This window comes from Aeromonas sp. FDAARGOS 1419, assembly GCF_019047045.1.
GTDB lineage: Bacteria > Pseudomonadota > Gammaproteobacteria > Enterobacterales > Aeromonadaceae > Aeromonas > Aeromonas veronii.
Map to the genome: position 1 here is coordinate 1,812,651 of NZ_CP077209.1, position 15,073 is coordinate 1,827,723.

Genomic DNA, 15,073 nt, shown 5'->3' on the forward strand with positions numbered 1-15,073 from the left:
CATGAGCAAACAGATGAACACATCCATCAAGCACACGCTGGTCTGCGCCGCCCTGTTCAGTGCGCTGGGCGCAACCTCCCAGGCACAGGCCGGTGATGCCAAAAACGTCATTCTCTTTATCGGTGATGGCATGGGGCCTACCGTGCTCACCGCCACCCGCCTGTTCAAGGTGGGAGAAGAGGGCAATCTGGAGATGATGAAACTGCCGCGCAGTGCCCGCATCAAGACCTTCTCCAACGATGCCCAGACCACCGACTCGGCCCCCTCCATGGCGGCCTACACCACCGGGGTCAAGATGAACAACGAGGTGATCGCCATGAGCAGCGACACCAAAGCCGTCGCCCCCGGCAAAGACGTCAATGGCAACAAAACCGTCAACAATTGCAGCAGCGATAACGGCAAGCCGGTGCCCACCATCCTGGAGCTGGCCAAGGCGGCAGGCAAAGCGGTCGGGGCCGTCACCACTACCGAGCTGACCCACGCCACCCCGGCGGCTACCTACGCCCACATCTGCCATCGGGATGCCGCTTATGACATCGCTGCACAAGCTGTTCCGGGAGGCGCAGGTTTCAACCAGGCGCTGGGAGATGGGGTCGATGTACTGATGGGCGGTGGTGCCAACCACTGGACTCCCTACAGCGCCAGCAACAAGGGCGGTCGCAATGACAACCGCGACCTGACCGCCGAGATGAAGGCACAGGGATACAGCTATGTCACCACCCAAAGTGAACTGGCCAAGGTCACCAGTGGCAAGGTGCTCGGTCTGTTCAGCAGCAAATCCCACCTCGACTACGAGCTGGATCGGGTCGCCAAGGGGGCTGCCAATACCCAGCCGTCCCTCTCCGAAATGACCGCCAAAGCGATCGACCTGCTGAGCAAGAACAGTCAGGGTTACTTTCTGATGGTAGAGGGTGGCCGTATCGATCACGCCCTGCACGGCACCAACGCCAAGCGCTCGCTCACCGACGCGGTGGCTCTGGATGAGGCGGTCAAGACGGCGCTGGGTAAAGTGGATCTCAACAATACCCTGATCGTGGTCACCGCCGACCATGACCACACCATGACCATTAACGGCTACTCCGCCAAGGGCAATCCGGTGCTGGATCTGGTGAAAAATGGCGACGGCTCGACCCAGAACGACGTGGATGGCAAGCCCTTCACCACCTTGGTGTTCGGTAACGGCCCCAATCGTGCGGCCGTGCGCCCGGTCCTCACCAGCGATCAGGTGATGGCCAATGACTACCTGCAGGAGACCGGCGTCAAACTGACATCGGAAACCCACGGTGGCGGCGATGTGATGCTGTTTGCCGATGGCGCCGGCAGCAACCGCTTCAAAGGCACGCTGGATAACACCAAGGTGTTTGGCAAACTGCGGGAGGCGCTCGGCCTGTAAGCAGCAGGGGCCCGGGTGCATCTGAGCAATCGACTCAGCGGCCCGGGCCCGGCTCTTTCGAGCGACAGATGATGATGCGACTTTTGCTTTCGTTATGGCTGCTTGGCAGCACCCTCGCCTTCCCCCTGCATGCTGACGACACGCCCCCGGACCTCGCCGCCCGGATCAGCTATCACGACCGGAATACCGGCAGCGATGGCATCGCCAGAGAGAGTGTCTGGCAAGAGAAGTGGCTGCGGGTGGGCAATCAGGTGTGGAGCCAGCGGCTCATTCCCCTCCCCCTTGCCCGTGCCTATCACGCCACTCACGACGCCACGCCCGGCCACAAGCACTTTACCCACCAGATGGCGGCCCGCTGGGTCAGCCGCAGTGATGAGGGTGAACTTCAGTTGCGCTATGCCGACAGCTGGCACAACCAGCTGGTTGAAGTGCCGGTGGAAGAGTATGGCCAGGTGGCCTTCAAGCCCGACTGGCTGCGGATCCGCCATCTCGTCAACCCGGTGCTGATCGAGGGGATGACTCCACTGGATGAGGCCGCCCCCGAGCAGGCCCGCTGGTATGAAAAGCGCGAAGGGCAGCAACGAACCCGTATTCTCTGGTCGAGTCAGTGGCAGATCCCGCTGGTGGTCGAATCGGCCAGTCTCGATGGCTATCGCAGCTACCGGATGGAGGTGACCCTGCGCAAGCTGCCTGCTCAGCTCCCCTGGCAGCAACTCGCTGATTACGAAGTGCGCGATCTGCGGGATTTCTTCGACTGAGATCCCAACCCCTCAGCGGGCACAACGACAACGCAGGCAGGAATGTTACACTCTGCATATTCGACTCTGGCTCACGACCTTGATGCGCGCTCTCTGCCTGCCCTTTTTTGCCCTGCTGTTATTGCTGGTGAACACCGGTGCCCAGGCTATTGTGCTGGTGGCGGCCGAGCTGCCCCCCTATGTCATTCGCTCCTCTCACGGCAAACCAAGCGGTGTCGCCATCGAGATCATGGAAGAGGCCGCGCGACGCCTCAAAGAACCGCTCACCATCGAGCTGATGCCACTGGCCAGAGCCCTCACTCAGGCTATCCACCGCAAGGATGTGCTGCTGATCCCGCCGGTGCGCAGCACTCAACGGGAACACCTCTACTACTGGGTAACACCGATACTCGATGACGATTTTGTCATCGTCAGCGATCGCCGCTTTCATCCTGCCCCCCTCAAAGTGACAGATCTCCCACCGCTGCAGATCGGCACCTTGCGCTACTCCTTCGGTCAGCATCTGCTCAGACAACGACTTAAGCTTGAAAGTGATACCGTGGCCACCGAGAAGCTCAATGCCCAGAAATTGCGTCGGGGCCGTATCGATGCCTGGGTGGCCGCCTGGAACGCCATCCTCTACAACCAGCGCCTTGGTGATTTGCCAACCGACCGGCTGGTACGCGGGGAGACTCTGATGCGTACCCAGTTTTATGTCGCCGCCAGCAAGGAGTTCCCCTTCACCGAGGGACGTCGCTGGCAAGCCGTGATAGACGAGATGCGCCATGATGGCACGCTGGCGCGGATCATCCGTCAGTACAACTATCAGGCTCCTGAGTAGTCACTCAATCACGGTTGCCAAGGCCGGCCAGAATGGTTATGGTAGCCCCATGAAAATACTCGCTATTTCCTCGCATTTGCTCACACCCTGCTGAGCCCCCGCCTCGCTCCTTCGGCCGCGAGTCGCTTGGGGGCATGGCATTTTCAATTGATTGAACCTGTTGAATCCATTTTTGTAACACCCAGTGTGATGGCCAACCTGCACCCGCCGGTATGGGCCTATCCGCTATTGATAAGGAATATCTTATGAAACAACCTCATCTGGTTATCTCCAGCCTTGATCTGGACCGTATCGAACAACTGCTCGGCAACCATCCGCAGCATCTGGCCCTGCAAGAGGAGCTGGACCGCGCCGAGATCCGCGAACCGGCCGACATGCCGCCGGACGTGGTCACCATGAACAGCAAGGTACGCTTCAAGATGCAGAGCAGCGGCAACGAGTTCTGCCTCACCCTGGTCTACCCGCGCGATGCCAAGGGCGACGAGAGCAACATCTCGGTACTGGCGCCGGTAGGCAGCGCCCTGCTCGGCCTGAAAGTGGGCGACAGCATCGCCTGGCCCGGCCCGGCCGGTCGCACCATCGAGGTAGAAATTCTGGAAGTGGTCTATCAGCCGGAGCGCGCCGGCGAGCTGCACCGCTGAGTCCCCCGGGCTGGTCATCCCCCTGTTGATCAGCCCGCTTGCTCGCCCTTGCCAGCTGATCCCGATCAAGCTTTGCGCACCTTGCCCCCCGGTTTTTAGCCCCTTTTCCTGCTGCTGCTTGAGCCTGACTCGGGGGGCAGGTATCTTGTTGGCCGCGTCATGGTCATGACGCACCGAATTTCAGGCTGACATCATGATAAAAATTGCCCTCATCGACGATCACCAGATCGTCCGATCCGGTTTTGCCCAACTGCTCAATCTGGAGCCCGACCTACAGGTGGTCGCCGAATTCGGCTCCGCCAGCGACGCCCTTGCCGGCCTGCCCGGCAGCGGGGCGCGCGTCTGCGTCTGCGACATCTCGATGCCCGACCAATCGGGGCTGGATCTGCTCAAGCAGCTCCCCTCCGGCCTTGCTGTGGTGATGCTCTCGGTGCACGACAGCCCGGCCCTCATCGAGCAGGCACTGCAAACCGGCGCCAAGGGATTTCTCTCCAAGCGCTGCAGCCCGGACGAGCTGATCGCCGCCGTGCGCACCGCCGCCCAGGGGGGGTGTTATCTGACGCCGGACATCGCCCAGAAACTGGCCAGCAGCAGCCGGGATCCCCTCACCAATCGGGAGCGGGAGATTGCCCAGTTGCTGGCGCAAGGGCTGGAGGTGAAGGCCATCGCCGAGCAGCTCGGTCTCTCCCCCAAAACGGTCCACGTCCATCGCGCCAACCTGATGGACAAGCTCAAGGTCAGCAACAACGTCGAGCTGGCCCACCGCATGCTGGATAGCTGGTGATATCCCGTTTTGCCAGCTATGTCGCCATCGTGCTGGCGGCCTGCTTCATCTTTGCCGCCGGCTGGTTTTGCCTCTGGAGCATCAGCCTGCATCTGGCGGGCGGCCCGGCGCTGGCAGTGCTGCTGTTCCCCTTCGGCCTGCGCCTTGGCTTGCTGCTGCAAAGTCCCGGCCACTACTGGCCGCCGCTGTTGCTGTGCGAAGGGCTGCTGCTCTACTGGCTCAATCTGGAAGTGGGGCTGCCCCACTGGCCTTGGCTGGTCGCGGGCAGTCTGCTGACCCTGCTACCGCTGCTGATTGCCCGCCGCCAACAGGTGCGCAACGACTGGCAGCAACTGTTGCTGCTGCTCGCCACCGTCACGGCAGCGGCGCTGCTGCAAGCCCTGCTCTGGCATCTGGCCGGGGAAGATGGCCTCTCGGCACTACTGCTCAGCCTGACCGGCGGGCTGACGCTGACCTCCACCTGCATGCTGATCTGGCACTACCTCACCCGCGCCACCTGGGTGCCGCTGGGGCCTGCGCTGGTGGATCAGCCGGTAGAGTGGCGCTTTCGCCATCTGGTCTGGTATCTGCTGCTGTTCGTATTGAGCCTCTGGCTGCAACTGGGATTGCCCAACTCGCTGGTGCGCTTTACCCCGTTTTGTCTGGCCATCCCCATCATCGCCATGGCGTGGCGCTACGGCTGGCAGGGGGCGCTGCTCGCCACCCTGATGAACACCATCGCCCTGCTGGCCAGTCAGGCCTGGCACGATCACCCGCTCGATCTGCTGCTCTCCCTGCTGGCCCAGAGTCTCACTGGCCTGCTGCTGGGTGCCGGGATCCAGCGCCAGCGCGAACTCAATCAGGCGCTGACGCGCCAGCTCGCCCATAATCGCCAGCTCACCGAACGGCTGCTGGAGACTGAGGAGAGCATCCGCAAGGAGGTGGCGCGCGAGCTGCACGACGACATCGGCCAGACCATCACCGCCATTCGTACCCAGGCCGGGATCGTGCGCCGCCTCGCCCCCGACAATGCCGGGGTGGGCCAGAGCAGCGCCCTGATCGACACACTATCGCTCGGGATCTATGACGCGGTGCGCGGTCTGCTCGGGCGGCTGCGCCCGCGCCAGCTCGACGACATGACGCTGGAACAGGCGGTACGGGCACTGCTCAGAGAGCTGGAGCTGGAGCGTCACGGCATCGTCACCCGGCTGGAGTGGCAGCTGGCGGATGGGGATCTCTCCGATGCCCAGCGGGTCACCCTGTTTCGGGTCTGTCAGGAGGGGCTCAACAACGTAGTCAAACATGCCAACGCCCACTCGGTCACCATTCGCGCCCGTGCCAGCGGCGAGCAGTTGCAACTGGTGCTGGAAGATGATGGCCGCGGTCTGCCGGAAAGCCGCCCACAGCAGGGCTATGGCCTGCTCGGCATTCGCGAGCGAGTACAGGCCCTCGGGGGCAGTCTGCAACTCTCCTGCATCCACGGCACCCAGCTGACGGTCAACCTGCCCAGTCGCAGACGGGAAGAGAGTCATGGCTAATCACCACCAGAGGGCCTGCCTGTGCTGAGTTTTATGAGAAGCGCGCCGCCCCGGCCCCTTATCCGGGATCAGGCCGAGATCGACGCCACCTATCGCCACTGGCGGCTGCACCTGCTGCTGACCATGTATCTGGGCTATGCGGTCTTCTACTTCACCCGCAAGAGCTTCAACTTCGCTATGCCTGACATGCTGGCGAGCGGCATGCTGGACAAGTCCGACATCGGCATGCTGTGGACCCTGTTCTACATCACCTACGGCTGCTCCAAGTTCTTCTCCGGCATCATCAGTGACCGCGCCAACCCGCGCTATTTCATGGGTGTCGGACTGATGGCCACCGGCGTTATCAATATCCTGTTCGGCCTCTCGTCGGCACTCTGGATGTTTGCCGCCCTCTGGGTCGCCAACGCCTTCTTCCAGGGCTGGGGTTGGCCCCCCTGCTCCAAGCTGCTCACCAGCTGGTATTCGCGTACCGAGCGCGGGGTCTGGTGGTCGGCCTGGAACACCGCCCACAACGTCGGCGGCGCGCTCATCCCCCTTATCGTCAGCACCATCGCTCTGCAACATGGCTGGCGCTACGGCATGATAGTGCCCGGCCTTATCGCCATCATCGCGGGATTGTTCCTCTGCTGGCGGCTGCGGGATACCCCGAGTGCCATGGGGCTACCGACAGTGGGTGAGTGGCGCAAGGATGCCATGGAGCTGGCCCAGCAGACTCAGGATGCGGGGCTCTCCCACCGCCAGATCCTGCGCAAATATGTGCTCGGCAACCCCTATATCTGGCTGCTCGCCTGCTGTTACGTGCTGGTCTATGTGGTGCGCACCGCCATCAATGACTGGGGCAACCTCTACATGACCGAGCAGCGCGGCTTCAATCTGATGAGCGCCAACTCGGCCATCTCCATGTTCGAGGTCGGGGGCTTTATCGGCGCCCTGGTGGCGGGCTGGGGATCGGACAAGCTGTTCAACGGCAACCGTGGCCCGATGAACCTCATCTTTGCGGTGGGGATCCTGCTGGCGGTGGGATCGCTCTGGCTGATGCCCTTCTTCAGCTACGTGATGCAGGCGGCCTGCTTCTTCACCATCGGCTTTTTCGTATTCGGCCCCCAGATGCTGATCGGCATGGCGGCAGCGGAGTGCTCTCACAAAAACTCGGCGGGAGCGGCCACCGGCTTTGTCGGCCTGTTTGCCTACATGGGGGCGGCGCTGTCAGGCTATCCGCTGGCCAAGGTGATGGAGAGCTGGCACTGGAACGGCTTCTTCGTGGTGATCTCGGTGGCAGCGGGCGTCTCTGCCCTGCTGCTGCTCCCCTTCCTCAAGGCGCAGGCACCGCGCCCCCAGCCTGCCGAGATAACGTAATACCGGACTGAACGGGAGTTACACCTCCCGACCAGCCTGACAGACCCGGTTCTTGCCCTGCCGCTTGGCGCAATAGAGCGCATGGTCGGCCTGAGTGAACAGAGGGTCAAAGTGCCACTCCCCTTGCCAGTGGGAGAGTCCCATACTGACCGTGATGGAGAGGCCGCCCATGTCGCGGTTCGCGACCTCCCCCAGCAATCCCTCGCAGCGCTGCAGGGCCAGCACGCCGGGCTGCGAGAAGAGCAGCACAAACTCCTCGCCACCGAAACGACTGCACACCAGATCGGGCTGACTACCCAGATAGGCACCGAGCTCGGCCAGCACCCGATCACCCACCTCATGGCCATGCTGGTCATTGATCTGCTTGAAATCATCGATGTCGAGCACCGCCAGCGCGCCACTGTCACCCCACTTTTGCTGCTTCAGCTGCTCCATAAAGCCACGCCGGTTGAGCAGACCGGTAAGAGGGTCATGGCTAGCCTGCTGGCGCAGCGCCAGCGCACGATACTGGGTACAGAGCAGCAGCACCCCGAAGGTGGAAAGATAGCTCCCCATCAACATGGAGAGGAAGGGCAGCACATTGACCCCGCTCTTATCCATCAGCATCTGTACGTTGTCCTGCCAGAGGAACCAGAGCCGCATCAGGTAGAAGGCGTAGAGCAGCACGTTGACCAGGGTAAAGACCATCACCGCCGGCAGATAGTGGGGGTAACCGTGGCGCCAGACCAGATAGACGATCACCGCACCCAGCATCATGTAACTCAGGCAAGCCAGCAACACCCGGGACGCCATCCCCCCCTCCACAATGCACCAGCTCAGAAGCAGCAGATAAACCAGCATGAAGAGCCCCCCGGCACGCCAGTTCGGGGGCTGTCCGAAAAAGCGCTGCAGCGCCGGCGGCATCAACACAATGCAGAGCGTGATCAGGGTATTGGCCAGCCAGATGCCGGAGGAGCTGGGGAAAAATGCCTGTAACGAGAAAAGTATCTGGGCCACCAGCGCACAGAGACTGGACCACCACCATAACCCGATGCCCGGGATCTCCCGGTGGGTCGACCAGATAATGGAGAGCGTGATAAACCCGAGGCTATATCCCCCCAATGCCATCACCATCAGGGTAAATACATCCAGCTTCAGCAACAACGAGACATCCATATCAAAACCAGGCAGAGGGAGGTAAGTGAGTATATGAGAACCGTTTGCCAAGACCCAGAGACCCTGACTGTTTTCACAATAAAAACATATTGTTCGTCTGTTTTTCACACCACCAGATAACTCACACCATTCCGCTATAGCAGGTTTGAGATATGCAAGAAAGATAAGCCCAACCAGAATAGAGCCACATACGAGCCCCTCTCTATGTAACAAAATGTCTTGGGGATAATTTGGGCTTGAACCCACCCCATTAGATAGATATGTTGTTTTCGTGTGATTTTATGAATGAAGCCATGAGCAATAAATGTCTCTAACCTGTTGAGTCTTCTGACACAATCTGTTTTTGGTACATTTTTCACTCAACCACTATTCATAGCATCTCATATGGGGCTTTTGTCCCGCTCAAGACATTCATCCTGTCTTGCCTGTTGCCGGATGCAGCAGTCTCTTGTGCCACGGAGTCGCACGGGATCAGGTTCAAGGCCGAACACACCACCGACAGAGACGTCACTTATGATCAAAAAACTGATTCTTTCTACCCTGCTGTTTTGCGGGATCGCCACGGCGGCCCCGACCCCTGCCCCCACCTCCACCCTGGATGCCGTACTCGAACGCGGCGTGCTGCGAGTCGGCTTCGATGCAGGCTATCAACCCTTCGAGATGACCAACAAGCAGGGCCAATACATCGGCTTTGATGTGGATCTCGCCAAGATGGTCGCCAAAGAAATGGGCGTGAAGGTCGAATTCGTCAACACCGCCTGGGATGGCATCATTCCGGCGCTGCTGACCAACAAGTTCGACGTCATCATGGGCGGCATGACCGTCACTCCCCAGCGCAACCTGCGGGTCAACTTTGCCGATCCCTACATCGTGGTCGGCCAGACCATCGTCCTGCGCAAAGAGAAGGCGGGCGAAATCAAATCCTTCACCGACCTCAACGACCCGAAATACAAGATCGCGGTCAAGCTCGGCACCACCGGCGAGCAGGCAGTCAAGCGCCTGATCCCCAAAGCCACCCTGCTGCAGTTTGAAACTCAGGATGACGCCAAGCTGGAAGTGATCAACGGCAAGGTCGATGCGTTCGTCTATGACCTGCCCTACAACGCTATTTTCGCCTCCCAGAACAAGGGCGCCGTGGTACACCTCGACAAGCCGTTCACCTTCGAGCCGCTGGCCTGGGCCATCCGCAAAGGGGATCAGGACACCCTCAACTGGTTCAACAACTACCTGCGCCAGATCAAGGGCGATGGCAGCTACGACCGTCTCTACAAGAAGTGGTTCGAATCCAACGCCTGGCTGAATCAGCTCAAATAACCTCCAGGGGGCGGCACATGCCGCCCCTGCACCACGCAGCTCCCCACACAATAACGAGAAGAGGTTGTGACTGTGCACACACCCAAACCGACAAGACAGATGGAAAAACAGCCCAATCAGCTACTCTGGCATGGGGTTTTCCTGCTGATGCTGCTGGTTGCCGTATTCGGCATCTACAAGGCTGTCCAGTCAGTGGATTACACCTGGCGCTGGGAACGCATTCCCCAATACATCGCCTATCAGGCGGAGCAGAAGAATCTCGCCGAATTTGACGGCACCGTGATGGCGGGCACCAGCGAGGCCGAGAAGGGCAAGCTGTTCCTGCAAGACGATCTCGATCCCAATGTGCGGCAAGCCATCGCCAGTACCGGCGTACAAGTCGCCGAAGGGGATACCGTTTTTCGTGGCGATACCCTCGACACCCAACTGAGCTGGACCGCAGGCCCCATCGCCTGGGGCGTCTGGGTCACCGTCAAGCTCTCGCTGGTGGCGGGCATCTTCGCCATCCTGCTCGGTACCCTGGCCGGGCTGGCGCGTCTCTCCCCCAATCCCGCCCTGCGCAATCTGGCGGTCACCTACGTTGAGCTCATCCGCGGCACGCCGCTGCTGGTACAGATCTTCATCGTCTACTTCTTTATCGGCACCGTGCTGAACCTCGATCGCTTCACCGCCGGGGTCGCCGCGCTGGCGGTCTTTACCGGTGCCTATGTGGCGGAGATCGTCCGCGCCGGCATCAGCTCCATTCACAAGGGGCAGATGGAGGCGGGCCGCAGCCTGGGAATGACCTCCGCCCAGACCATGCGCTATGTCATCCTGCCGCAGGCGTTCAAGCGGGTGCTGCCACCGCTGGCAGGCCAGTTCATCAACCTGATCAAGGACTCCTCGCTGGTCTCGGTCATCTCCATCACCGATCTGACCAAGGCGGGGCGCGAGGTGGTGAGCTCCACCTTCAGCCCGTTCGAAGTGTGGTTTACCGTGGCCCTGCTCTATCTGGTGCTGACCGGCACCCTCTCTTTCCTGGTACGCCGTCTCGAGGTGAAATATGCACGCAGCAACTGATCCCATCATCAAGGTGCTACAGGCATCGAGAAGTGCAGCCATCACTGGCACCCCCTTCGCCTTCCCGGTTCGTTTTCTGGAGGCGAAATATGCGCGCAGCAACTGATCCAATCATCAAAGCGACCGGTGTCGAGAAGTTCTACGGCAGCGAAGTGCATGCCCTGAAAAATGTCAGCACCGAGGTGGCCGAAGGGGAAGTGGTGGTGATCGTCGGCCCCAGTGGCTCGGGCAAGTCCACCTTCCTGCGCACCCTCAACCAGCTGGAGACCATCAACGACGGCAATATCGTGGTCGATGGAATCAGCCTGACCGAGCCCGGCGATGTCAACAAGCTGCGGGAAGAGGTGGGCATGGTGTTCCAGTCCTTCAACCTCTTCCCCCACCTGACGGTGCTGGATAATATCTGCCTCGCTCCGCAGAAGGTGCGCGGCCTGTCGCGCAAAGAGGCCGAAGACAGAGCCAAGGCCCTGCTGCTGAAAGTGGGGCTGTCGGTGAAAGCGGCCAGCTATCCCTCCCAACTCTCCGGCGGTCAGCAACAGCGGGTGGCCATCGCCCGGGCGCTCGCCATGCAGCCACGCATCATGCTGTTTGACGAGCCCACCAGTGCGCTCGACCCCGAAATGGTGGGGGAAGTGCTGGATGTGATGAAGGGACTGGCCCGCGAAGGAATGACCATGGTGGTGGTGACCCACGAGATGGGCTTTGCCCGCGAGGTGGCGGATCGGGTGCTCTTTATGGAGAGTGGCGAACTGCTGGTAGATGAAAAACCGGCCGACTTCTTCGACAATCCCCCCTCCCCACGCCTGCGCCAGTTCCTCAGTCAGGTGCTGTAGCCAACACGCTCTGCTGGATAAACGAAGAGGGACCGCAAGGTCCCTCTTCTTGTGCGCCACGCTGAGCAGGCTTAACCCAGCTGAACCCGAGTGCCCCTCTCATCGGCTCAGCGCGGGGACTTTCCCAGATAGCGCTCCACGATCACTTTCACCCCGTCACGTTTTTTGAGCTGATAGAGCTCCTTGTCAAACTGGTCGATAAAGGCCTGTTTGTAGGGATACTCCCCCTTGCGGCTGTAGCCGAGAAACCCCTGCTCCTTGCTGAGCACCGGCCCCTGTTTGAGCAGGGACATATCGGCCACCGCCAGCTGATCGGCCTTTATCATGTTGAGCAACTCATAGAGCAGGGAGAGGCGATCATTGATGGTGCAATCGACCCGGCCGCGAACAATCTTGAGCAGGTTCTCCCGATTGCTTTTCACCTCCTCCACGTCGATCTGCTTCTCTTTTACCGCCAGCCAAAAGGCATCGCCGCCGACGGCAAAACCGGCGTTCATGCCAAAGCGTAAACCATGATAGTCGAGCGGAAATCTGGCCTGCGGGGTATTAGCCGCCACACTGGCGCCGCACATCACCACCAGCTCTTCATTCAGCATCGGCTGGGAGTAGGGCCACATATAAGGGCGGGTATCGGGCATGTAGTAGGGTGGAAAGATGGCGAAGGCGGCCCCCTGTTCCACCATGCTCAGACCGCGCCGCCACGGCATGGGCTTGAGCACCACCTCATAGTCAGGCATGGCAGAGGTCACCTCGCGGATGATGTCAGCATAGATCCCCCTGACCTCCTCCCCTTCCTGCCAGGAGTAGGGGGGATAGGCGGCATCCGCCAGGATCTCGACCCGGGTCTTGGCGTGCGCCATCATGCACAACCCCAACAACAAGCAACACCAGACGCGCATAAGCCAGCACCTCCTGAAAAAGCCTGCATCAAGCATAGCCATCCACTGCGCCTTCCTCTGCTGGCGCGCCATATTTCATGCCATCTCTTCGTTGGCTGAAAAATGTTAATGAAATATTAAAACCATCCTTTATGCTGGAGAGCAATTGCTCTGAATGGATGGCCGCATATGGATGTGCAACTGCTTCTGCTCTATCTCTCCCCGATTTTTCTGGCCTTTATCGGCTGGGAGATGCTCTACCTGCGCAAACATGGCGCGGCCTTTCCCACCGCCACTTACCAGTGGCGGGATCTGTTCGCCAACGCCGCCCTGGCCCTGATGCACCAAGGGGGCGATGCGCTGGCGGCCATCGCCATTGCTTATCTGTATGACACCCTCTGGGGCTGGCGACTGTTCGATATCGAGCTCACCTTCTGGAGCGTATTGCTGCTCTTCCTGCTACAGGATCTCTGTTACTGGCTGTTCCACTTCACCAGCCACCATGTGCGCTGGCTATGGGCCTCCCACGTGGTGCACCACAGCTCGGAGCGGCTCAATCTCTCTACCGCCTTTCGCCAGAGCCTGATGTATCCAATCTCCGGCATGTGGCTGTTCTGGATCCCGATGATTGTCATCGGCTTCCCGCCCGAGGCGGTGGTCGCCACCGTGCTGCTGAGCCTCGGTTTCCAGTTCTTCGTCCACACCCAGGTGGTGGGCAAACTCGGCTGGCTGGAGTGGATCTTCAACACCCCCTCCCACCACAGGGTGCACCACGCCAGCAACGCCAAGTACATAGACCGCAACTTCGCCGGGGTGCTGATCATCTGGGATCGGCTGTTTGGCACCTTTGTCGAGGAAGACCCGGCCGAGCCATGCCGCTTCGGCATCACCAAGCCGATCCACAGCTTCAACCCCCTCACCCTCACCTTCCATGAGTGGCGCGACATGCTGCGTGACGCCCGTGGCCAGCCCTGGCGACAAAAACTCGCGGTGCTGTTTGGCAAACCGGCCGGGCCTGCCAGCCGCTAGGCCTTCGCCCCGAACAGCAACTCCCGGATAGCAAGCCCCTGATAACCAGTCCCTGATAACAAAAAGAGCGCCACTGTGGCGCTCTCTTTTATGGTCAGTCACATCTTCGATATCAGAGATGGGCAAACGACCAGACGGCGGGGATCAGGCTCAGCAAGGTCACTCCGGCCAACAGCCGCTCGTGACCACTCAGGCAAAGATCTGCGCCCAGCTGACGGCGGCTGTAGAGAAACAGCAGCAAGCCCGGCCCGTAGAGCAGAAGCGACAGCACTAGATACTCCACCCCGGCAGCATAGAGCAGCCAGAAGCCGTAAACGCTCGACACCAGTGCTACCGCCCGCATCAGACCGCGGCCCTGCCCGCCCTCACCCTTCTTGCTGAACGAGAGCTTGAGCAGAAACAGCCCGATCAGCAGGTAAGGCACCAAAATCATCGAGGTGGAGATAAGCAGCAGGCTGGTGTAGCCCTTGCCGAGCAGCCACACCAGCAGCAGGCAAGTCTGCACCGTCAGGCTGGTGAGCCAAAGCGATGCGATAGGCGTCCCATTGCGGTTCTGGCGCCGGAAGATGGCGGGAAACGCACCGTGGCGGGCTGCGCTGAACGGCACCTCCGCCGAGAAGAGGGTCCAGCTCACGTAGGAGGCAAGCACCGAGACAATCAGGCCGACGCTGATGAGCAGCTTGCCCCAGGAGCCGGTCATCTGGGCCATCAGCCCTGCCATGGAGGGGTTGGGTAGCGCCGCCAGCTCGGGCCGACTCAATATCCCCAGCGCCAGCACCGAGATAAGCACATAGAGCAGCAGCGCCAGCACCACCCCAAGCACGGTGGCAGTGCCCACATCCTGCCGGTTTCGAGCGCGGGCCGACAGCACCGCAGCCCCCTCGATGCCGGTAAAGACCCAGAGGGTGATCAGCATGGTGTTGCGCACCTGCTCGGAGACCGGCACCGCCAGAGTGCTGCCCTGCAGATCCGCCGCGAAGGTGACCGGATCGAACCAATAGCAGGCAAACAGGATAAACAGCAGCAGCGGCAGGCTCTTGGCCAGGGTCGCCACCAGATTGAATAGCGCCGCCTGCTGCACGCCACGAGCCACCAGCAGGTGCACAGCCCAGAGGATGCAGGACTCACCGACAAACGCTGCCAGCGTGTTTCCCTCACCAAACCAGACCTGCTCCGGCGTATCGACGAAGCTGCCCAGCGCCGCAAAGGCGATCACCAGATAACCCACCACGCCGATGGTGGCGCAGAGCCAATAACCCCAGGCGGAGAAGAATCCCACCAGATCGCCAAAACCGGCGCGGGCGTAGCTGTAGATACCGCCGTCGAGATCCGGCCTTAACCGCGACAGATAGAGAAAACTCATGGCGAGCGCCAGGATACCCCCCCCCGTCACGCCCCAGCCGATCAGCACGGCGCGGGCGCCTGCCACCTCGGCCATGTTCTGGGGCAGGCTAAAAATCCCCGCCCCCACCATGGAACTGAACACCAGCGCGGTGAGGGACCAGAGCCCAATCTTGCTCTCTTTCATGGAAGCTC

The 15,073-nt window shown here is 60.7% G+C and carries 15 protein-coding genes; 12 read left to right on the forward strand and 3 right to left on the reverse strand.

Going from position 1 to position 15,073, the window contains the following annotated elements:
• The first annotated feature begins 1 nt into the window (after position 1).
• The 7 genes from I6L49_RS08055 (at position 2) to I6L49_RS08085 (ending at position 7,269) form a co-directional block, all read left to right on the forward strand.
• Positions 2 to 1,393 carry an alkaline phosphatase gene (locus I6L49_RS08055; RefSeq protein WP_216951147.1) on the forward strand — a complete coding sequence of 464 codons (1,392 nt, stop codon included), beginning with the start codon at positions 2 to 4 and terminating at the stop codon, positions 1,391 to 1,393.
• A gap of 71 nt (positions 1,394 to 1,464) precedes the next feature.
• The gene (locus tag I6L49_RS08060; protein ID WP_005359576.1) at positions 1,465 to 2,151 is read left to right on the forward strand and encodes a hypothetical protein; all 687 of its coding nucleotides are present in this window, start codon (positions 1,465 to 1,467) and stop codon (positions 2,149 to 2,151) included.
• A gap of 82 nt (positions 2,152 to 2,233) precedes the next feature.
• Positions 2,234 to 2,971, forward strand: coding sequence for an ABC transporter substrate-binding protein (locus I6L49_RS08065; protein WP_216951149.1), 738 nt, complete (start codon positions 2,234 to 2,236; stop codon positions 2,969 to 2,971).
• 245 nt (positions 2,972 to 3,216) lie between these two features.
• Positions 3,217 to 3,612 (forward strand): nucleoside diphosphate kinase regulator, encoded by a 396-nt coding sequence (gene rnk, locus I6L49_RS08070; RefSeq protein WP_005334070.1) that lies wholly within the window; start codon positions 3,217 to 3,219, stop codon positions 3,610 to 3,612.
• Between the two features lie 193 nt (positions 3,613 to 3,805).
• The gene (gene uhpA, locus I6L49_RS08075; protein WP_005334071.1) at positions 3,806 to 4,396 is read left to right on the forward strand and encodes a transcriptional regulator UhpA; all 591 of its coding nucleotides are present in this window, start codon (positions 3,806 to 3,808) and stop codon (positions 4,394 to 4,396) included.
• Complete coding sequence (gene uhpB, locus I6L49_RS08080) at positions 4,393 to 5,913, forward strand: signal transduction histidine-protein kinase/phosphatase UhpB (protein WP_216951151.1); 1,521 nt, start codon at positions 4,393 to 4,395, stop codon at positions 5,911 to 5,913. Before uhpA ends, uhpB begins: the two co-directional genes overlap by 4 nt.
• Before the next feature lie 21 nt (positions 5,914 to 5,934).
• Complete coding sequence (locus tag I6L49_RS08085) at positions 5,935 to 7,269, forward strand: MFS transporter (protein ID WP_167566451.1); 1,335 nt, start codon at positions 5,935 to 5,937, stop codon at positions 7,267 to 7,269.
• Between the two features lie 18 nt (positions 7,270 to 7,287).
• Here the strand turns inward: I6L49_RS08085 and I6L49_RS08090 are convergent, their stop codons facing one another.
• On the reverse strand, positions 7,288 to 8,424 hold the full coding sequence (locus I6L49_RS08090) for a GGDEF domain-containing protein (protein ID WP_216951153.1): 1,137 nt from the start codon (positions 8,422 to 8,424) through the stop codon (positions 7,288 to 7,290).
• Between the two features lie 513 nt (positions 8,425 to 8,937).
• On the opposite strand from I6L49_RS08090, the gene I6L49_RS08095 reads away from it, so the two are divergent.
• From I6L49_RS08095 to I6L49_RS08105, 4 genes are all read left to right on the forward strand, one after another.
• The gene (locus I6L49_RS08095; RefSeq protein ID WP_201955798.1) at positions 8,938 to 9,738 is read left to right on the forward strand and encodes a transporter substrate-binding domain-containing protein; all 801 of its coding nucleotides are present in this window, start codon (positions 8,938 to 8,940) and stop codon (positions 9,736 to 9,738) included.
• A gap of 99 nt (positions 9,739 to 9,837) precedes the next feature.
• On the forward strand, positions 9,838 to 10,797 hold the full coding sequence (locus I6L49_RS08100; protein WP_019445267.1) for an amino acid ABC transporter permease: 960 nt from the start codon (positions 9,838 to 9,840) through the stop codon (positions 10,795 to 10,797).
• Positions 10,781 to 10,903 carry a hypothetical protein gene (locus I6L49_RS21100; RefSeq protein ID WP_265177556.1) on the forward strand — a complete coding sequence of 41 codons (123 nt, stop codon included), beginning with the start codon at positions 10,781 to 10,783 and terminating at the stop codon, positions 10,901 to 10,903. The genes I6L49_RS08100 and I6L49_RS21100 overlap by 17 nt, the downstream gene beginning before the upstream one ends.
• Entirely contained in the window at positions 10,887 to 11,630 is a 744-nt protein-coding gene (locus I6L49_RS08105) for an amino acid ABC transporter ATP-binding protein (RefSeq protein ID WP_203116275.1), read from the forward strand. The genes I6L49_RS21100 and I6L49_RS08105 overlap by 17 nt, the downstream gene beginning before the upstream one ends.
• A 107-nt stretch (positions 11,631 to 11,737) precedes the next feature.
• Here the strand turns inward: I6L49_RS08105 and I6L49_RS08110 are convergent, their stop codons facing one another.
• Positions 11,738 to 12,529, reverse strand: coding sequence for an ABC transporter substrate-binding protein (locus I6L49_RS08110; RefSeq protein WP_216951155.1), 792 nt, complete (start codon positions 12,527 to 12,529; stop codon positions 11,738 to 11,740).
• A gap of 168 nt (positions 12,530 to 12,697) precedes the next feature.
• On the opposite strand from I6L49_RS08110, the gene I6L49_RS08115 reads away from it, so the two are divergent.
• Positions 12,698 to 13,537, forward strand: coding sequence for a sterol desaturase family protein (locus I6L49_RS08115; protein WP_216951157.1), 840 nt, complete (start codon positions 12,698 to 12,700; stop codon positions 13,535 to 13,537).
• A gap of 112 nt (positions 13,538 to 13,649) precedes the next feature.
• On the opposite strand, the gene I6L49_RS08120 is transcribed toward I6L49_RS08115, so the two are convergent.
• Positions 13,650 to 15,065 (reverse strand): basic amino acid/polyamine antiporter, encoded by a 1,416-nt coding sequence (locus I6L49_RS08120; protein WP_216951159.1) that lies wholly within the window; start codon positions 15,063 to 15,065, stop codon positions 13,650 to 13,652.
• Positions 15,066 to 15,073 lie beyond the last annotated feature (8 nt).